A 19,803-nucleotide genomic window follows, 5' to 3' on the forward strand; every position below is an offset into this window, starting at 1 on the left:
CCTATCTTTTATTGTAATAATAGCTAAATTAGCGTCACTCATGTGGAGTTAGAAAACATTATAAAAAGGTTTTTAGAGCGTTATGAAAAATTCATATCAGGTAGCGCAAACATTGTCGATTTTACAACGGCATCTTTGCGATTCATTGATTGCCGTTTACCTTCATGGTTCAGGCGTGTCTGGCGGTTTAAAGCCGGCAAGTGATATTGATATATTAGTTGTCATTGATAAAGAAATGACTCATGACCAGAGAACGCTACTAGTTTCTGATTTTATGGTAATTTCTGGGCTTTATCCTAGCGATCCTCAAGGGCGTCGGCCATTAGAAATAGCTGTTTTTGTTTCAGGCGAGTTAGCCTCTCTTTCATACCCAGCAAAATGTGAACTAATGTATGGGGAATGGTTACGGCAAAGTATTGAGCAAGGGCAGTTGGAAGGTCAAGTTTACGATCCTGAATTTACTTTGATGTTAGCGCAAGCACAGCAAGAAGCTGTTAGTTTATGGCAATCAAAAGAATATCAACTCCCTGTTGTTAATGAACAGCAAATAAAGCAAGCGATGTTAGATTCTCTCCCTAATTTATTGTCATCTTTAGACAGTGATGAGAGAAATGTTTTACTGACATTGGCTAGAATGTGGAAAACCATGGAAACTGGGCAGTTTGTGACAAAAGATAAAGCCGTTGATTGGGTCATAAACCGGGTTCCGGATGAACTACAACCCATCCTAATAGGTGCCAAAATGGCTTACTTAAATGGCATCCCAACTGATTGGATAAAGAAAAAAATTGAAATACAGAAGCTAGCAAAGTTTATGGAACTCGGTGTCATGAATAGTTTTAAATAAACTTTATCAATATATGTAGCTTTAAATACGTTATTTGTTTCAACAGATAGAATTTGTCTGATACTTAGATACTTTAATAGAATTTTCTTTATAATTTACAGTTGGTTGATATTTTAAAACGGATAAAAAATGACAAAAAAATTAATTAACCCTAAAACGGTATTTAACTCTTTGCAGTATGGCTTTAGCCAAGCAATAGAAACGAGTGGAACACGCCAATTATTTTTATCGGGGCAGGTTGGTGTAAATGCTGGACAAGAGACTGTAACTGGTGGGATGTATGAACAAACAGTTCAGTCACTGATTAATATTGAGCATGTATTACGTGAAGCGGGTGGGGATTTATCCCATGTCGTGATGTTACGTATCTATATTAAAGCAGGTTATGATGGTGACGAAGAGCAGCTTGCTATTACAAATGCATTAAAAGAAAAGTTTGGTGAAATGCCTCCCGCCTCTTCTTGGATTATTGTGACAGGCCTTTCATTGCCAGAATGGCTAATAGAAATAGAAGCACAAGCGGTATTAAATTAGTGTTAGCTTAATTAAAAAAGGCCGCTGATTATGAGCTGACCCCAGTCATTGGGTAACCAATTTCTGGGGTTCACGTCATTATTTAAACTCTGGCCTTTTTATCATTCAGTGAGTATTAGTGTTTTACTAGTGTTGAGAAATAATACACGAGAGGGACTGCTAGAATCCATAAACTGATAGGGATCTCGCGCCATTTACCAGCAACAGCTTTAATTAAAATATAGAATAACAACCCGCCAGCAATCCCTGTTCCAAAGCTATTGGCAATTAAGGTGATCATCACCATCATTAAAACAGGTAACCCATCAGTAAAGTTGCCTAAATCAACTTTACGTAGACCACTAAACATATTTAGACCAATCAAAATTAATGCGGGCGCGGTGGCTTGTGCTGGGATCATTAATGCAATAGGGGTAAATAATAACATTAATAAAAACATAAATGCTGCGGCAAGAGCTGTCATTCCTGTTTTACCACCCGCTTCAGCGGCTGCCGACGACTCTATTAATGCTGTTGCAGCTGGAATGCCGACCATTGGTCCTAATGCTGCTGCGATTGAGTCAACGATAAATGGGCGGTTTATATTCGGCATATTACCTTCTTTATCTAATAGACCTGCTTCGCCGCCAACGGCTAATGTTGTTCCCATGGTAGAGAAAAACTCAGCAGCAAAAAAGACAAATAAGAAGGGTAAAAATGCAATATTCAACGCACCAATTAAATCAACTTGCCCAAGAACTGGTGCGATAGAATGAGGAACACCAATAAAACTTTCAGGTAGTTTTGTGACACCAAATGGAATACCTAAAATAGTCGCAAATAAAATGGCCCATAATATTCCACCGGGAATTTTACGCGCTTGTAATGCGATAGCGACAAAAAAACCTGCAAGGGCAACTAAAGCACCCGGTGAAAGGAAATCACCTAACATTAATGCATTAGTTTTTGGATTGGCTAATACTAGCCCAGCATTGCGAAAGCCTAATACAGCAACAAAAAGCCCAATTGATGCAGTTAATCCGAGTTTAATTGATTGGGGTACTGAACGAGTTACTACTTCACGTAAGCCGAATTTGGTTAACAGAAAAAATAAAATACCAGACCAGCACGCAATACCTAACCCTATTTGCCAATCTATTCCTTCGCTGCCCGCTAGGGTAATACCAACGAGTACCGACCCGCCAATTCCAGGACCCACAATAAAAGGTAAATTTGCATAAAAAGCCATTAATAAGCTGGCAAGCACAAAGACAATAATGGTCCCTGTTGTTGCAGCGCCTTTATCCATTCCACCCGCGGCTAATAAACCAGGAATTACCACCAATAGATAAGCGGCAGCTAAAAAGCCCGTGATACCCGATAAACACTCAGTTTTAATTGAACTTCCGCGTTCTTTTAATGCGAAGCGTTTTTCTAACCAACTCCCTGATGTTGGCGTATTTATTGAATTTTCAGCCATTAATAGGCTCTCCTGTCATTATTTTTGGTATATTCGTATTTTTAGGTCATTAGTGCTCGGAAAAATGAAGAACGGCATCAACAAGTTGACGTGTTGTTCCATCTGTTAATCCTAAGTCGGTTAAATGTGGCCCTGCATTACAGGCTAGACAAGTTCCTTCTATCGCTTTGAAAACACGATAAGGCGGTTCCCAGTCAGCAATTTTATGGCTTAACTCACGTAATTGACGGAACTGCTCGGCGAGTTCTGAGGCGGGTAAATCCGATAACATGCCCGCAATTGGCATAGCTACATGGGCTAAAATTTGTCCATTTTGGACTAAGGCCATGCCTCCACCGCTTTCTATCAATAAATTGGCGGCAATCGCCATATCCTGTGGGTCACGACCGAGCACGACAAGGTTATGAGAGTCATGTGAATAGCTAGTAGCGATGGCGCCGCGTAATTCACCCCAACCTTCGAGCAGGGCAATCTGTGGTCGTGCATCATGACGTCCATGGCGGTGCTGAACGCGAATAAAACTAAAATTATCAGGAAGTTGTACTATGCCATTAGTAACTTGCACATCAACTTCTCCCCATTGAGTAAAGCGGGCGCCATGGATATGCCGCAATCTAGCTATTCCATTATTCACTCCATCAATTTTAAGTTGGCAATCATCCGCGGTAATTGGGGAAAGATGCATAGTATCTCGAGGTGGTAAAATATCTGATGGAGAACTAATGGCATGTATTAATTTGCCTTTTTCTGCAATTTTTTTACCTGCTACATAAACGGCTTGTGCTTTTAACGTTGTCAGTGAGTCAAAGAGTACGAAGTTAGCTTTTCTGCCAGCGGCAATTAAACCAAGGTCATTACGTTGTAAGCGAATAGCCGCATTGAGTGTTGCAAAGCGCAGTGCATCAGTTGCTGGCATGCCATATTCAATCAGTAGGTTGAGTAAAGCGATAATACCACCTTTTTCTATCAGCATATCGGGTGGAACATCGTCGGTACAGACTGTGATTTGCGATGATAAATGGGGCAATGATCTCAGTGCATTCACAATGTCAGGGAGTAAGTAGGGATGGGAGCCTCGAATTTCTAAAGTAAGGCCCGCTCTGAGTTTTTCCAGCGCGTCATCTGCGGAAGTTAACTCATGGTCTGAAGTAACGCCTGCTGCGAGGTAAGCCTGCAATTCGGCACCTTTTAACCCTCGAGCATGCCCTTCTATTAATTTACCGGATTGGAGCCCTGCATTCAGCACTTCCTCCATTTTTTCGCTGCCATTGAGTACGCCATGCATATCCATAACCTCGGCGACCCCCCGCACTTCAGGCCAACTAAGCATAGTTGACATTTCTTTGCCTGCGAAATCTGCCCCCGACATTTCCAACCCTGGCGTAGATGGGACGGATGATGGTGCAGCAACCATAACGTCTAAAGGTAAATTACGACTAGAGTCAATTGCATAGCGGACTCCCTCTAATCCTAATACATTAGCAAGTTCATGGGGGTCCCAAAAGACGGCAGTTGTCCCTTGAGTTAGAACGATTTCTGCATAACGAGCTGGTGGAAGGTGAGAACTTTCTAAATGGACGTGAGTGTCAATTAACCCAGGTGAAATAAAATAACCCGATAAATCATGAACTTCTTTTGCATCAGTGCGTGAACCTGTTGGGTGGACACTTGCAATCAAATTATCTACGATACCGATATCTGCGGAGCGTATCTCGCCTGTTACCATATCAACGATATTGGCTTGTGTGAGTAAAAGGTCAAAAGGAATATTGCCTTTTGCGGCTTGAATAGCATTACGCCGAGTTTGCTCTGTTATGTTCATAAAAATACCATTTATATGATTTATGGTTGCTACTTTATGAGCAAGGCAAACGTTTGCCAAGATGATAAAATTTATCAGGCTATAAGAGAAGGTTATGATAGGATGAATATTCCATGATTATTCAATCTGCAGACAATTAACGATTATGACAGAACCTTGGCAACGGCTGCCGGCACTGACGCTCAAACAATTACAGTATTTTGTCACTTTGGCAAAGCTGCGTCATTTTACTGAAACAGCTAATCGTTTAGCTGTAAGTCAGCCTGCACTTAGTAGTGCTTTACGGCAAATTGAATCTGTTTTAGGTGGAAAGCTAATTAATCGAACGGCATCATCAGTCACATTAACGGAACTAGGTGCTGCTATTTTACCTCATGCACAGCAAATCCTCAGTGTGTCGCATCGTGCATTTAGTGATATTCAAAAAATCATCGAGGATGGTGGTGATGGTATAGTGCGTATAGGGCTTGTTCCTTCTGTGAGTTCATTAGTATTTCCATCTGTTCCTGAACAATTAAACCAATTATTTCCTAGATTAAAAACCGAGTTTTATGATCAAACTAATGACTCACTCGTGAACCAGATAATTAATCATGAAGTTGATTTTGGCATAGGGGTTCTAGACAGTTCAGTTCCACAAGAGCTGAGTATTTCCCCATTACAAGATGACCCTTTTGTTGCTGTTATTCATCATGATGACAGGTTAGCGAACAATGAATTTCATTTACCTTGGAAATTACTGAATAATCGCGACATTGCTGTATTTTCTAAAGGGAATATTCAACGTTTAGTTGCTGCAACAGTAGAAAGCCATCGGCTCAAATTAAATATTCGTTATCAAGTTGATTATATTGAAACTCTATATGGTTTAGTTCGTTCTAAACTAGCTATTGCCATCCTACCTCAACTTTATACTGTTCATTTACGTGACCCTGAACTGAAAGTATTACAACTTCAGCAACCTGAATTAACTCGTACAGTCGCTTTAATACGTAATAATCAGCCTCTTACACCAATGATGGAGGATGTTTATCAAGTATTATTAAAAGTATTACGTGGTCATAATGGATAATATTTAAACTATTTTAGAGTGTTGATTGCAACAAAATAGATAGTTAACAGTAAATTAGTTAGTTAAAGCACTTATCGTAAAGTTATTTTTATCAATATCAATTAATAATATACTGTTAGCATTGCTGGTAATATTTAAAGTGAGAGATAACCCCCCTCATTCAGGTGTAACATTCTGATTATTTAGAATAACTATAAAATTATCATTTGGAAATAATATTATGAAAATCATCCTAAAAATTATTTGGTTTATTGCCGCAGTCATATCTATTTCTGCTTGTGATGATTTTCAGGCGTTAGATGGAAAAGGTAAATTCTATTACACTAACCCTAGTACAGATACAATGACCTTTAAGTTAGATGGTAAAAGTTATGATATTTTACCGGATGGGAAAGGGGTTATTCTAATTTCTAGTGGGTTACATCACTTAGAAGATGAAAAAGGGCATATAACTGACTTTTTTGTTTTTGAAAATAATTCAGGTGGGATTATTAACCCAAATCAGTTTGTTTATTATACTTTATCTGAAGTGTATGCGGTTGATGGTAAAGAAAATAGGTTTCAGCCTGCTAGTTACCCTGTGACCATTAATGGTCATGAGTTAGAAATGCCTATTCGAAGCTCAAATGCCACGATCATTGATGCAAATATATTTAGATGTAGTTACCCTGTAGGGGAAGCATTTCCTGAGTCAATTACCCTTTATGACGATAATTTAGATGGGAATATTAAATCTAAGTGCTTTGATAAGCTTGAATTAATTCAATATATAAAAAATGAATATAACAAAAACCTATTACCTCAGAAAAATCATCATGGTTTTTTAGATTCCGTGAATATAGATTTTATGTATGTAGAACCCACTGCTGATTTTGCTAATGCTAATGTGCAATTAAAAGCAGAAAAACTAGTAAAATTGGTTAGAAAGCTGAAAGATTCTGATGATGCTGATATACATAAAAAGCTGAATGAAGAATTCTATCAAGCGACAACTGAATTAGTTCATGAATATGCGCAGAGTTCTGCATCTAATACCGTTTCTGAAAATGTGAAATATAATGAATTTATCCAACAAATTAATTTACTCAGGGAAAATGGTATTTGGGTAAGGTAAATTTAACTTATTCTAATTACAGTGATATTTCTACACATAAGAGCTAATTATTTAGTAATGGTTCGTCTCATTCTTAATTAAGAAAAAGCTTATTAAGTAAGCAGAGTAATCTTATTTGAAATAATAGTAGGAAAAGAGACATTGGATATGGAAGTCTTTATATCAACCATACCAAGGAACTCGGCAATGAACCTATCAAAGCAATCTGTTTTTGCTGTTATATCAGCAGCATTTTTATTGTTGTTCACTACTGTTGCAAGTAGCAAATCAGTTGTCGAAATTAAGAAAGAACCTGATGTTTTAGATCTCGTTTTTATTCTCGATAAAAGTGGATCAATGTCTGGTTTCGAATCAGATACTATTGGCGGCTATAACAGTGTTCTTGCTGAAAATAGAGACAAAAAAGCCAAAACTTACATTACGACACTGCTATTTAATGATAAAACAAGCCTGCTCTACAATAGGGAACCTATTGATAAAGTAGCTAATTTAACGCTGGATGATTACCCAGTTGGCGGTTATACCGCACTATTAGACGCAATTGGGGAAGGCATCGAAAAAATGCGTGAAAATAGAAAAGTGACTAAAAATAATAATGTTCTATTTATCATTATTACGGATGGTCAAGAAAATAGCAGTCGTAAATATTCTCAAGCTAAAATTAAAGCGATGATTAAATCAGCGGAAACGGAAGATAAATGGGATTTTATTTTCTTAGGTGCAAATATTGACGCAATTTCTGAAGCTGAAAACATTGGCATTAAAGGTGCTAATGCGACGGGGTATGTCCAAGATGGTACGGGATATGATAAAGCTTATCGTGCTGTCAATAAAGCGGTTGAATCAAAGCAGATGTCTGCACCAATATCAGAGGATTGGAAACAGGAAGTTGAAGCGGATGTGAAGGAACGCCAAAAATAATAAATGCAGTAAAGCCTAAACAACAGTGATGAATAGATAATATTTAGGTGATATAGCCAATGGCTAGTGATTAAGAATATTAATTGTAAATGGTAAAAGCCCCTCAGTAATTGATTGTCTAACTACTGAGGGGCCTTTTACATGATAGGAGAGTTAAATCACTTTATTTGGTTTGTTTTAATGCTGTAAACATTTTTTCAGCAAGATAACCTTGTGAATTTTTTACCCCCGGCAAGACGAAGTAGTACCCACCACCGAAAGGCTTTATGTATCTCTCTAGGGGTTCACCATTGAGACGTTTTTGAGTATCAATAAAACCCGTTTTTAAATTTTGTTGAAAAGATACAAAGATTAGCCCCATATCTAGAGCACCAGACTCTGTTAAGCCTAAAGAATAGCTGTAACTTCTGCGCCTAAGCTTGGCAGTATAACGTTCAGGATTACGAGGCTCAGCACGGCGCATATGAGAGTCAAACAATATACGATCGCCATGTGGGTCTTTTTCAAAGGCTGGGTCATCATGTTCATTTTTCATCCCTATTGGTGCTCCGGAGTCTTTATGACGTCCAAAATCGTTTTCTTGATCTTCTAATGGCGTTCTATCCCAAAATTCAAGATTGAAGCGTATTAAGCGCACGGCTTGGTATGTACCGCCATCACACCAAGAAGGTTCTTTACTTCCATCTGTTATCCAAATCAGTTTATTCATCAATGATGTGTCAGAAGAGGGGGCATTGCCCGTTCCATCCTTAAAACCGAACAAGTTAATTGGAGTCGAGTGATTGTCGATATCTCGTGCAGGTAAGAAACCGTCAATTTTCCATAATGGGAAGCAATAGGGAGATACATGGCGTAAAATATCCCTTAATGCATAAATAACACTTTCTTGGCTGTTGGCACATATTTGTAGTAAAAAGTCCCCACCACACCATTTTTTCTCTAGCCTATCGTTAGGAAAACTCGTCATTTCACTGAGGTATTTAGGTTTAATTTTGTTGAGACCAAATCGGTTATCAAAAAGGGAGTTTCCTAGTGCCACAGTGATAGTGAGTAGGTCAGGTTGCAAATGTGTCCCGAGAATACCGGACTCAGCTGGAGGCATTTTATCATTTTTTGTTGAAGGCATTATTTGTGGTTGGGTAAGGTATGCAATGCGCTCGGTTAACAAAGCGAAAATAGTTTGTAGTTCTTCAACAGTATTCGACGTAATATTGAAAGCGATAAATGAGGCATTTTTAGGCTCGGGTGTTAATACACCGGCTTGGTGTTCTCCAAGATAATTAACCGCTTTATTGTAAGTGGGTTGGCAATCAGCGAATTTTTCTTTAGCTTTTAAAGTTGGAATAGTTAAAACCGCGCTACCAATAGCGAAAGCTTTTAATGCATTTCTTCGTGACATTCCTGTTGCTTGCAAAATACTTCTAGGTTTAGCTTGCATAAATTTATGCCTTAATATTTATAGTAAACATCAACATCGAGCTGAGCCCGTAACTTTGCTAAAGTTTCGGCTTGTTGAGTGAGTAATGAATAAAGTGCCATTTTGTCTTGTTGTTTTAGCTGGCTATAAGGTTGATATGTGCTATCAGCCATATAATATGGCTGCATGATTTTATTGATCCGTAGAGTATTTTCTTGTAATTGTTTAAGTGTATTCTTTTCAATAAAAGGTTGAATAACGTTGATGATTTCTTGCGAACCTTTTAAGTTAGCAGCAATATCGGTTAAATCAGATAAGCTGTAGATATTTTCTTTACCCTCTAATTTTGTTTCTAGGATCATTTCAATAAAGTCAGCGGAAGCCTGTACTAATTTAGGGATCTCAATAGTTTCTGTTGTGACTCGTTTATGCAAATCGCGCCCTTTAATGAGTAACTCTTCATTAGCCGCTAATGCTTGTGTTGGATTTTTTGCAGCAAATAATTGGTATTCAACAAGATGAAACCCAGTAAAGCGATAGTCTTTTTCTTTATCGAGAAAATAATCTGCCCTAGGGTTAATGGTTCTATCTGTGTTACCGAATAACACTATAATTGGACGAACAGTCTCGTAGTGTTGATGGGCTATGATGTAAGCGTGTTGAGCTGCCGATAGCTTCCCTTGTTGTAAATTTTGCTGTAGTAACTCTAGCTGGATAACCATTTCTGCTAATTCAGCGGTGATAAAATTCATGTAGGTATGGATTGAATCTTGGTATTTCTCTGGAGTGGGGATATCCCCTTTAGCAATAATGATGTTATCCCCAGTCTGTACTGGGGACCTTAGTGCTTTGCCATAACTTAATGAAGGAACAACGACCCCTAATATTAAGCTAAAAAATAACCATTTGAATTTATACCTTAGCAAGCTGCACATTTTTTTTGCTCCTTGCAAATAGCGGTATCACAATTACCCAATAGAGAATAAAGGTTATTACACTTAGCCATATCGGTTGTGAGCGATAGGCAAAGAAAGAGGAAATAAAATTCCCCGCAATACCTGAATCATCCAGTAAAGCGGTAGTATCCCAAGCGGGATAAATTAAAAACTCGGGGATAGCAAAATCATACTCAATCAGCAGGTTAGCACTTTCTTCCACCCCTTTTAGTAGAAGTGATAATGCAAGGAAAAGTAGGATCACCCCTGTAACTTTGAAAAATATAGCCCAAGAGATTAAGCGATTGGTCAATAAAAAAGCGTAAAGGGTCAGGGCAGCAATTGCTATTCCGCCAGCGACTTCGATAAAGAATTCAGATGCATTATTGGTTGTTAATGACATAATAAAACTAGAAAGGAATACCACAATTTCACTCCCTTCACGGGCAATTGCGATGGCGATAATGAGTGAAGCTCCCCACCAGTTATGGTGTGCAGCATTGCGGTTAATCCCCGACTCAATTTCTGCTTTCATAGAACTACCGTGTTTATTCATCCAATAAACCATTTGGACGATAAGAACACAGGCAAGTAATTCCATAAAGATCATAAACAATGATTGGCCTGTATCATCGAGGACGTTAAATACGCCATAGATAAGCAGTGCAAGCAATATGGACATTGCTAGCCCAAGGGCAACGCCCCCCCATAGGTATTTCATGCCATTACGAGCATCAGGGTGACGTTTTATCCACGCATAGATGATACCGATAACTAAAAGCGCTTCAAAACTTTCTCGCCACACAACAAAGAGAACTTGCCCCATGTTACATCCTTTTATTTAGCAATGATCTCGCCTTTCGGGTGAGAAAGGTGAAAGTCATCGAAGAAGCTATAAGTACCTGGTTTTAGCGGCGCAATGACAACAACAGAACTTGCGCCTGGCGCTAAAACTTTTTCTTTTCTCAATTGAATACTTTCAAATTCAGCAGGTTCTGTACCCGTATTTGTGATTTTAATGCGAATAATTGTTTTGGCGGGGACTTCGAGCACTCGAGGAATGAGGTCTCCATTTTTCATTTCTAATTCGACTGTGAATTTTTCTGCCGCAAGTGAATATTGCGGCGTAATAGTGCAAGCAATAAGCAGTATAAAGCTCAGTATTGTTTTCATCTTGGCTTATCCATTTTAAGCGCAAATAAAAAAGGGCTTGCGTGGAAAGATTCCCCGGTTAAGCCCTTAACTAATTTGGTGAGAAATTAGTAACTACCTTTACGACCAATACCCGCGTAGTCAAAGTCCCAAGAGACTTCAAAAGGCTGGAACCAAGGAGCGACACCTGTTTCTTTATCAATATGGCGACCAAAGGCAACATCTTTATTGTGTGAAGGTGGATAAATTTTGTAGACCACACGATATTTACCATTGCCGTCTAATTTGATGTTTTCCCCATAGTGAGGGCCATCACTCGCTACCATTGGCATAAACGTACCTGTTTGCGTTTGTGGTTTATCACCAAGTTTTGTAACGGAATATTCAATTGTTAGGTAAGGGACCCAATCGCCTTCGGCGAAGCCATTTGGATTATCTTCAACAGCATGGATATCAGCTTCTAAATGAACATCTGCTTTGTCTGCGGGTAAATGAGACATTGCATGGTGACCTTCTTCAGTATCCATTGTGATGGGTTGTAAATAGACCCCTTGGATTTCCATTCCATTTTTGATCACTGGGTGGCCAAGTGGATATTCTTGAGCGAATGCAGCGATTGAAAATAGCGTGAGACCCGAAACAGCAGCTTTGTATGCGAGTTTCATTATTTCGTCCTTACCATAAGTAATATTGAGTCGTAATGATAATCATTACTATTGGTAAAAAACAAGCAGTAATTTTTAATGGAATAGGCATTAAAAGGGTAAAAATACACTTTTTTTATAAAAATCTATATGTTAGAAAAAGTTATTATTCTTAAAAAAATAACTTATTCATAATGTGTTCTATTAGGCAGTTTATAATTTTATACATGATATATTTCGCTGATTGTTATGAAATTAGTTAAAGTTCTTTTAATAAATTCTTTTGATTGATAAAGAAAGGGACAACTATGCAAAAACGTTATCTTGATTGTTCAGCCTCAGAGATTGCCAAGCTAAGTAAAAAGACGCTATTAGAGTCAATTAAGGCCAGTGAGGGGCGGCTATTGGTTTCTGAAACCATTGGTACTATTCAACCCGTATTAATGACAGTCACGAATGCGGAGCTAGCCGCGAGTCAAGGTGCTGATATTTTGCTGTTAAATGTTTTTGATGTTAATCAACCTATTCTACAAGGGTTACCAGAAGGAACGGCTCCTGAGGCGGTGATTCGCACTCTTAAGCATTTAACGGGTCGGGCGATCGGTGTGAACCTCGAACCAGTTCCAGCAGGGTTTAATAACCCAACGCAAGATGCACAGTGGAAAATATCGGAAGGGCGCTTGGCAACAGTAAAAAATGCACTGAAATTAAAAGAAATGGGGGCTGATATTATTGTTCTAACGGGCAACCCCGGGAACGGTGTTACTAATGAAGAAATTAACCAAAGCCTTAAAGAGCTTAAAGCCGTGGTAGGCGAAGATATTGTTCTTATTACAGGGAAAATGCATGCAGCGGGTGTTTTGAATGCTTCTGCTGAACAATTAATTACGGAAGATGATATTCGGGCATTTATTGCCAGTGGTGCTGACATTATTTTATTACCAGCGCCCGGTACCGTCCCTGGGATTTCATTAGAATTTGTACAAAAAATGGTTGGTTATTGTCATTCTCAAGGGGTTATGACAATGACAGCAATTGGAACCTCCCAAGAGGGAGCTGACTTACAAACGATTAGGCAAATTGCGTTAATGTGTAAAATGGCAGGGACTGATTTACATCATATTGGCGATTCGGGCTACAACGGAATTGCATTACCAGAAAATATTTTAAATTATGGTATTGTGATCCGTGGTGTTAGGCATACTTACTCGCGAATTGCCCGTTCAATCAATCGTTAGTGCAATTTATTTTCTAGTTAAAAGGGCTATTCTGATTGGCTCTTTTAGCTTTAAAAATTCATTATTATCGCTAAAAATTTATACAATTCCTTTTCTTCTTCAGGTAAAATTTCGCCCATTTTTCTAAAATAATAAAAGAAGTGAGTTATGTCGCAAAATACTAATTCGGTGCCTAAAATTGGCTTCGTTTCCCTTGGTTGCCCGAAAAACCTAGTTGATTCAGAACGTATTTTGACTGAGTTACGCACAGATGGCTACCAAGTGGTGCCAAGTTACGATGATGCAGATTTAGTCATCGTCAATACCTGTGGTTTTATCGATAGCGCAGTACAAGAATCGTTAGAGGCGATTGGTGAGGCGTTAAACGAAAACGGCAAAGTTATAGTGACTGGGTGCCTCGGCGCAAAAGAAAATCAAATTCGTGAAGTTCATCCAAAAGTCTTAGAAATCACAGGCCCACATAGCTATGAACAAGTACTAAACCATGTTCATCACTATGTCCCTAAACCAGAACATGACCCTTTCTTTAGCTTAGTTCCCGAACAAGGGGTTAAACTAACGCCTAAACATTATGCTTATTTAAAAATTTCGGAAGGGTGCAATCATCGCTGTACTTTTTGTATTATTCCTTCAATGAGAGGGGATTTAGATAGTCGTCCAATTGGTGATGTATTAAATGAAGCGAAGCGTTTAGTTGCATCTGGCGTAAAAGAATTACTCGTGATTTCACAAGATACTTCTGCGTACGGTGTTGATGTTAAACATAGAACGGGGTTTTGGGATGGGCAGCCAGTAAAAACCAGCATGGTTGGTTTATGTGAACAACTTGCTTCTATGGGGGTATGGGTGCGTTTACATTATGTGTATCCATATCCACATGTTGATGACGTGATCCCATTGATGGCTGAAGGAAAAGTATTACCTTATTTGGATATACCTTTGCAACATGCTAGTCCAAAAATCCTCAAATTAATGAAACGTCCTGGGGCAGTGGAAAGGACATTGGAACGGATTAAGCGTTGGCGAGAAGTTTGCCCTGAGTTAACGTTGCGTTCGACTTTTATTGTTGGCTTTCCAGGGGAAACCGAGGAAGATTTCCAAATGCTATTGGATTTCTTAGCTGAAGCTAAGCTAGATAGAGTCGGGTGCTTTAAATATAGCCCAGTAGAAGGTGCGAAAGCGAATGAGCTTGAGGATCAAGTACCTGAAGAAATTAAAGAAGAGCGCTACCATCGTTTTATGCAATTACAACAACAGATTTCAACGCAGCGTTTACAAGATAAAATTGACAGTACAATTTTAGTGATTATTGACGAAGTTGATGATGAAGGGGCTGTTGGGCGTAGTATGGCAGATGCACCTGAAATCGATGGTATGGTTTATCTAAATGGTGAGTTTAATGTTAAGGCCGGTGATATTGTTAAAGTTAAGGTCGAACATGCTGATGAATATGATTTATGGGGCTCGATAGTTACCGATTAATAACTTATTGATTAGTACATTTTATAGCCTGCTTAAAGATAAAAAAAGCAGGCTATTTTTATTCATTGATGGCGAGCTATTCGATTGCGTGTGGTAAATTGATGTAGATCAATGGTGAAAAAACTATCAATAAATAACTTGATCTAGAATATAAAAATTAAATGGGAAATTGACATAATCAAATAACTCTTATCGAAGAATAAGGATGACTATGTCGGCTCATTTAATATTTCCAACAGCAATATCGAATAAATTTAATCATTATAATTCAATTGATTATGATTTTATGATGAACCTTGTTAGTGGGACCATCATGGATGGATTATCGCCATTATATAATTTCAACATCGATGTTTCATGCATTAGCACGCAGGGCGAAACGCTATGGCTAAGTAATGAATCGAAAGGCGCTTTTGAAATTGCAAACCTATTATTAGGGGATATGACTGAAGGTGCGAGAACAAGGTTATTTGCCAGCCCAATTGAGTTACATGGTACATTCTATTATTTAGCCCCTGTATATTGGCCTACCGATGAACTATTCCTGATCGTGGCTTTTTCAACCGTTGGAGATAACGGTAATCTTCTGCTCGCGCTAGCTCAATCTCTTGCTAGAGAAGCAAGTGAAAAACTAAAGTGTCACTATTATTTGCAGAAAATACCGTATGAAGCGAAAGGGGAACAACGTTTTGCTAACATGGATATTCAATCTGTTGAAAAAGAATTGATTATTGAAGTCGCGCAAGCCTGTAAAGGTAAAATCCAACAGATGCATCAGGTGCTCAATATGGGGAGAACAACGCTGTGGCGTAAGCTAAAACAATATGAGATCAATATTAAAGAATATAAGTAATCTATAGCCTAGTTGTATCACTGCATAAAGCCAAAAAGAGTGCGCTTCTGACTACTCTTATGGCCAGTCATGAGCCATAAAAATAGTGAAGCGCAAAAGAATTAGCCAATATTGTGATCGGTCGTATGGAAAGGCAGATTTAGCTTACCTCCCTGTACTGCTATCAGATGTATTGGGATAAAGAGAAATGAAAAAGTAAGCTCATTATGACGAAGTAGTTGAGGTATGTATGTTGTAAAAAGCTTTATTTTTTTATATTTTCGCTCGAAGGAATTGTTAGCAAAAAAGCAACAGATTTCATAAAAATATGTTGTATAAAATATTTTTGAACAGTAGCTTAATAAAGCTTAATTCTATCATCTTATTAGATAAATTCGGAAGGTTATCATTACGACTGAAATTATTAATTAACTTAAGTGGCTCTTTAGTCAAATATAGTGTATTTATATTTTTTCTGTAATTTATAAATTTTAGTTATTATTTTTAAATATACAGGATTTTAATCTATATTTATCTTAGATTATATAGATTAATCATTTTTAAGGGAGAGAATTTCTGATGGTTTAATATCAAACCATCAGAAATAATAATTTACATAAGAAAGGAAACATATCATATAGATTAAATATGTTTAGGATAGGTATTGATATAGTCGTATTCTTGAATAAGCTGAGGAAGTGATTTAATACCTAGTTTTGTATAAATATTAGAGCGATGAACCTCTACAGTTCTAGGTGATAAAGAGAGTTTTTCTGCCGTTTCTTTACTCGTATTACCTTCTAATATCATATCCATGATTTCTCTTTCTCTAGTCGAGAGGCGAGCAAACTTATCAGATAGATAGGTATATTTTTTGTGCTCTTCATGCATAGAGACGAACAGTTCTGTTGCATTACTAATAGCATTCAAAATTTCAGTGTCTTTGAAAGGAAAAGGAAAAAAATCAAAAGCTCCAGATTTAAAGCTTTCGCGACACAGATTGATAGAAGGCTCTTCAGCAAGTACAATAAATGGTACAATGCCGAAATTGCTACTTATATTGTTTAATCTATTAATACGGTTCTCATCATTATTTAAGAATAATAAAATACATTCTTTCACATTGTTCTCGAAAGGGTAAGTATAATTACTCATAAATGTTTCTTCGTTATTATAAAATTTAAAGAGGAAACCAAAAGATTCCATCATTAATTTCAGCTTATTCTTAAAGACATTATCACTATCTATGATTACGTGAATGGTGTTATTCATCACCATACTCCTGTTAAACTGATTTGATATTCATATTAATTTGATAAAATACGTAGGTAAATAAACCGAAAAATGAATTTGACGGTAATATTTTCTACTGATCGTTGTTCTTTTTATTAATGTATTACTGACCTTAATTTATATTAAAAATATCATCTAGTTAAATTTAATATAAAAATAGAAACAATGGTTAAAGTTTGTGTCAATGCGTAAGATTCGATTAATGTTATGTAACATATTAGGTGGTTTTACTTGTTTAACGAGTTTTTTCCCTAACAAAATATATAAAAAATTTATAAGTTCTTCCAATAATATCGCAAATAGCTAATCATAAAAAGTCTAAAATGTGGGGCTGAGCGAAGTTTTGTTAAGTATTTATACTTGTTTTAGATTGATTAACAGTGGGTGCTTTTTATATCTAACATGCTAAAATTTATCCTCGACCTTTTTTAATGAGTGAATATACTTAATGGCTTCTTTAAAAGATGTAGCGCGACTAGCAAATGTTTCATTGATGACGGTATCAAGGGCAATTAATAGCCCTGGCTTGCTCAAACCTGAAACATTGAAACAGGTTCAACAAGCTATTGAGTCACTTAATTATGTCCCAGATTTTTCTGCTCGGAAGATAAGGGGGAAAAGTTCAAAAATTTCTACAGTAGGTGTTTTAGCGCTCGACACAGCGACAACTCCATTTTCAGTAGAAATGATCCTTTCAATAGAACAAACAGCAAGGCAATTTGGTTGGAGCAGTTTTGTGGTTAATATCACATCAAGTGAAGACAGCGAAAGAGCGGTTCGCCAACTATTGTCCCAACGTCCTGATGGTATTATTTATACCACAATGGGGCTTCGAGAAGTCTCTATTCCAGAAACGCTACATAATAACCGTCTTGTTTTAGCTAATTGTGTAGATAAAGAAAATAAATTTCCGGCCTACATACCAGATGATTTTAATGGCCAATATAATGCAGTTGAACGTTTAATTGATAAGGGATATCGCCATCCATTGTGTCTTTATATCCCACAAGAAACATTGGCTGGGAAAATTCGCAGTGAAGCAGTTGAGGCGGCGTGGAATAATGCTAATTTACCTAAACAATCTTTAAAACAATATCATTTAGAACTAGGTGATGAACATTATTTGGATGTTATAAATTTAATCAATCGTCACTTTAAAAATAAGAAACCAGATTTTGATGTCGTCATTTGTGGAAACGACCGCATTGCATTCTTAGCATATCAAGTGTTGCTTAGCCATGGATTACGCATCCCTCAAGATATTGCGGTGCTTGGTTATGATAATATGATTGGTGTTGGGGAATTATTTTACCCGCCATTAAGCACTGTGGTATTACCGCATTATCAATTGGGGCAACAAGCCGCTTTACATATTATAGAAGAACGCCAGTTAGATGGGGTTCAATACGTTGCATGCGACTTGTTAGAACGTAACTCATTTTAATATATGAATATTTAATTATTTCAAGAGGTTGTTGGCCACTGGTGTAGTAACAGCTTCTTAATATTCCCAACAGAACTTCTCTACTTATACGATAGCTTTTTCGAGATGCCAATAGGTTGCTTTTTCTAACTTTGCTTGGTTATTTATTGCAAATAGTTTTAAATCTCGCTCCCCTTCATGTGGGTAGATACGGCAACTAAAATTAACGTCACCATCGTTAATGAATATTTCAAGACTGGAGCGATCAACAAAAGCATGTATTTTTAGCTGCTGGGTTTCAGGTAATGGAACACTGCGGCTATCACTAATTGTATATTCAGGATAATGGCGCATTAAGGTTAATCGTTGGTTTTGGTTATCAATATAAAATTGCACTCCGTAACCAATCCAAAAACCAAATTTCTCCGCGGGGCTCTGTTGTAAATCCCAAATAAGTTCTAGTTCACAACAGGAGGCATCTTCATTCACTAAAACCGTTGTGTTCTTTTCTAAATTTATTGTGGGTAAGTGCGTAGTGGATTGCCGTAAAGACTTTAATTCTTCAATAGGTCTAGAAATAATTTTGCCTTGTTCATTAAGAGTAAGCTCTCTGGGTAAAGTAAAACAACCTGACCACCCATCTTTTTGGGATGGCATATGACTTTCCCACATATCCATCCAAGCTATTGCAATACGGCGACCATCTTTCGATAAAAAAGTTTGTGGTGCGTAAAAATCCTGCCCAAAATCTAATTCGGTAAATTGGTGAGTAATTGTATAAGGGGAGTTTGGTGACCAATTCCCGACTAAATAACCATTTTGAAAAAGATTACGATATTGGTACTTTTCAGCTTTTTTCCCTTGAGGTGAAAATAAAGCAATAAAATGTTTCCCTAGAGGAAAAAAATCAGGGCATTCCCACATATAAACACCCTTATCATCAGTTTTAGCCAGCACTTGGTAGTTTTGATCCCAATTTAATAAGTCTGAAGTGCTAAATAAGAGTATTTGACCATGATTATGGGGATCTCTTGCACCGACCACCATCCACCACTTATTGTTTTGCTGCCAAACTTTTGGATCACGGAAATGCATAAACCCTTCAATTGGCGGAATGACAACTCCTTTTTTTTCAAAATGAATACCATCTGTACTAATCGCAACGCATTGAGACTGAATAATTTGGCTGTCATCACCTTGATTACCCAACCAAATATGACCCGTGTAGAACAGATAGAGTTCACCGTTATGGCTAACTGCGGAACCCGAAAAACAGCCATCACGGTCATACTCTTCACTAGGTGCTAATGCAATAGGTTGGTGCTGCCAGTGGACCATATCAGTACTTGTTGCATGCCCCCAATGCATAGGCCCCCAGCTAGCGCTAAATGGATGATGTTGATAAAAAGCATGATATTGACCTTGGTGATAAATCAACCCATTTGGGTCATTCATCCAGCCAGCAAAAGGAGCGAGATGATATTGAGGATAGAATTGAAAATCTAGGTTTTTTCTTGATGTTTGAATGGTGTTATTCGCTAATTCAAGTTGATTTTTCATTGTGCTTCCTTAGTTATTTCCCCATACCGAAATGGATAAATAAGATGAGATAACTCGT

Annotated in this window: 18 protein-coding genes; 9 read left to right on the forward strand and 9 right to left on the reverse strand. The window is 37.6% G+C overall.

Annotation, left to right across the window (positions count from 1 at the left end; all coding sequences use genetic code 11):
- Positions 1 to 82 precede the first annotated feature (82 nt).
- Positions 83 to 847, forward strand: a complete 765-nt coding sequence (locus M1F14_RS08435) for an aminoglycoside adenylyltransferase family protein (RefSeq protein WP_129467149.1) — start codon at positions 83 to 85, stop codon at positions 845 to 847.
- A 129-nt stretch (positions 848 to 976) separates the two neighbouring features.
- Positions 977 to 1,381: a RidA family protein gene (locus M1F14_RS08440; protein ID WP_181468715.1), complete on the forward strand. Its 405-nt coding sequence runs from the start codon at positions 977 to 979 to the stop codon at positions 1,379 to 1,381.
- Between the two features lie 115 nt (positions 1,382 to 1,496).
- Here the strand turns inward: M1F14_RS08440 and M1F14_RS08445 are convergent, their stop codons facing one another.
- Together M1F14_RS08445 and M1F14_RS08450 are read right to left on the reverse strand one after the other, a co-directional pair.
- Positions 1,497 to 2,840: an NCS2 family permease gene (locus tag M1F14_RS08445; RefSeq protein ID WP_042848905.1), complete on the reverse strand. Its 1,344-nt coding sequence runs from the start codon at positions 2,838 to 2,840 to the stop codon at positions 1,497 to 1,499.
- Between the two features lie 49 nt (positions 2,841 to 2,889).
- The gene (locus M1F14_RS08450) at positions 2,890 to 4,662 is read right to left on the reverse strand and encodes an adenine deaminase (RefSeq protein WP_105880874.1); all 1,773 of its coding nucleotides are present in this window, start codon (positions 4,660 to 4,662) and stop codon (positions 2,890 to 2,892) included.
- Between the two features lie 145 nt (positions 4,663 to 4,807).
- Here M1F14_RS08450 and M1F14_RS08455 point away from each other — a divergent pair, with 145 nt between their 5' ends.
- From M1F14_RS08455 to M1F14_RS08465, 3 genes are all read left to right on the forward strand, one after another.
- A complete protein-coding gene (locus tag M1F14_RS08455; protein ID WP_181468714.1) occupies positions 4,808 to 5,734 on the forward strand; it encodes a LysR family transcriptional regulator in 927 nt (308 codons plus the stop codon).
- Between the two features lie 220 nt (positions 5,735 to 5,954).
- Positions 5,955 to 6,848 carry a hypothetical protein gene (locus M1F14_RS08460; RefSeq protein ID WP_181468713.1) on the forward strand — a complete coding sequence of 298 codons (894 nt, stop codon included), beginning with the start codon at positions 5,955 to 5,957 and terminating at the stop codon, positions 6,846 to 6,848.
- A 186-nt stretch (positions 6,849 to 7,034) separates the two neighbouring features.
- Positions 7,035 to 7,769, forward strand: a complete 735-nt coding sequence (locus M1F14_RS08465; RefSeq protein WP_131680838.1) for a vWA domain-containing protein — start codon at positions 7,035 to 7,037, stop codon at positions 7,767 to 7,769.
- A 163-nt stretch (positions 7,770 to 7,932) separates the two neighbouring features.
- Here M1F14_RS08465 and efeB read toward each other — a convergent pair whose 3' ends face one another.
- The 5 genes from efeB to M1F14_RS08490 form a co-directional block, all read right to left on the reverse strand.
- Complete coding sequence (efeB, locus tag M1F14_RS08470) at positions 7,933 to 9,207, reverse strand: iron uptake transporter deferrochelatase/peroxidase subunit (protein ID WP_181468712.1); 1,275 nt, start codon at positions 9,205 to 9,207, stop codon at positions 7,933 to 7,935.
- A gap of 11 nt (positions 9,208 to 9,218) precedes the next feature.
- Positions 9,219 to 10,121 (reverse strand): EfeM/EfeO family lipoprotein, encoded by a 903-nt coding sequence (locus tag M1F14_RS08475; protein WP_129467154.1) that lies wholly within the window; start codon positions 10,119 to 10,121, stop codon positions 9,219 to 9,221.
- Entirely contained in the window at positions 10,099 to 10,947 is an 849-nt protein-coding gene (locus M1F14_RS08480) for an FTR1 family protein (protein WP_042848952.1), read from the reverse strand. Before M1F14_RS08480 ends, M1F14_RS08475 begins: the two co-directional genes overlap by 23 nt.
- Before the next feature lie 11 nt (positions 10,948 to 10,958).
- Positions 10,959 to 11,294: a cupredoxin domain-containing protein gene (locus tag M1F14_RS08485; protein WP_042848900.1), complete on the reverse strand. Its 336-nt coding sequence runs from the start codon at positions 11,292 to 11,294 to the stop codon at positions 10,959 to 10,961.
- Positions 11,295 to 11,380: 86 nt separating this feature from the next.
- On the reverse strand, positions 11,381 to 11,938 hold the full coding sequence (locus tag M1F14_RS08490) for an iron transporter (protein WP_042848899.1): 558 nt from the start codon (positions 11,936 to 11,938) through the stop codon (positions 11,381 to 11,383).
- A gap of 287 nt (positions 11,939 to 12,225) precedes the next feature.
- Between M1F14_RS08490 and M1F14_RS08495 the strand changes: the two genes are divergently transcribed.
- From M1F14_RS08495 to M1F14_RS08505, 3 genes are all read left to right on the forward strand, one after another.
- Positions 12,226 to 13,155 carry a PEP phosphonomutase gene (locus M1F14_RS08495; RefSeq protein ID WP_042848897.1) on the forward strand — a complete coding sequence of 310 codons (930 nt, stop codon included), beginning with the start codon at positions 12,226 to 12,228 and terminating at the stop codon, positions 13,153 to 13,155.
- A gap of 147 nt (positions 13,156 to 13,302) precedes the next feature.
- A complete protein-coding gene (rimO, locus tag M1F14_RS08500) occupies positions 13,303 to 14,637 on the forward strand; it encodes a 30S ribosomal protein S12 methylthiotransferase RimO (protein WP_042848896.1) in 1,335 nt (444 codons plus the stop codon).
- A gap of 211 nt (positions 14,638 to 14,848) precedes the next feature.
- On the forward strand, positions 14,849 to 15,490 hold the full coding sequence (locus M1F14_RS08505) for a helix-turn-helix domain-containing protein (protein ID WP_052219455.1): 642 nt from the start codon (positions 14,849 to 14,851) through the stop codon (positions 15,488 to 15,490).
- Between the two features lie 621 nt (positions 15,491 to 16,111).
- Here the strand turns inward: M1F14_RS08505 and M1F14_RS08510 are convergent.
- Complete coding sequence (locus M1F14_RS08510; protein ID WP_042848895.1) at positions 16,112 to 16,741, reverse strand: response regulator transcription factor; 630 nt, start codon at positions 16,739 to 16,741, stop codon at positions 16,112 to 16,114.
- A 469-nt stretch (positions 16,742 to 17,210) separates the two neighbouring features.
- Between M1F14_RS08510 and M1F14_RS08515 the strand changes: the two genes are divergently transcribed.
- Positions 17,211 to 18,206: a LacI family DNA-binding transcriptional regulator gene (locus tag M1F14_RS08515; protein WP_042848894.1), complete on the forward strand. Its 996-nt coding sequence runs from the start codon at positions 17,211 to 17,213 to the stop codon at positions 18,204 to 18,206.
- Positions 18,207 to 18,290: 84 nt separating this feature from the next.
- Here M1F14_RS08515 and M1F14_RS08520 read toward each other — a convergent pair whose 3' ends face one another.
- The gene (locus M1F14_RS08520; RefSeq protein ID WP_181468711.1) at positions 18,291 to 19,745 is read right to left on the reverse strand and encodes a glycoside hydrolase family 32 protein; all 1,455 of its coding nucleotides are present in this window, start codon (positions 19,743 to 19,745) and stop codon (positions 18,291 to 18,293) included.
- Positions 19,746 to 19,803: the final 58 nt, after the last annotated feature.

The sequence above is a fragment of the Providencia sp. PROV003 genome, assembly GCF_045040775.1.
Lineage (GTDB): Bacteria > Pseudomonadota > Gammaproteobacteria > Enterobacterales > Enterobacteriaceae > Providencia > Providencia huashanensis.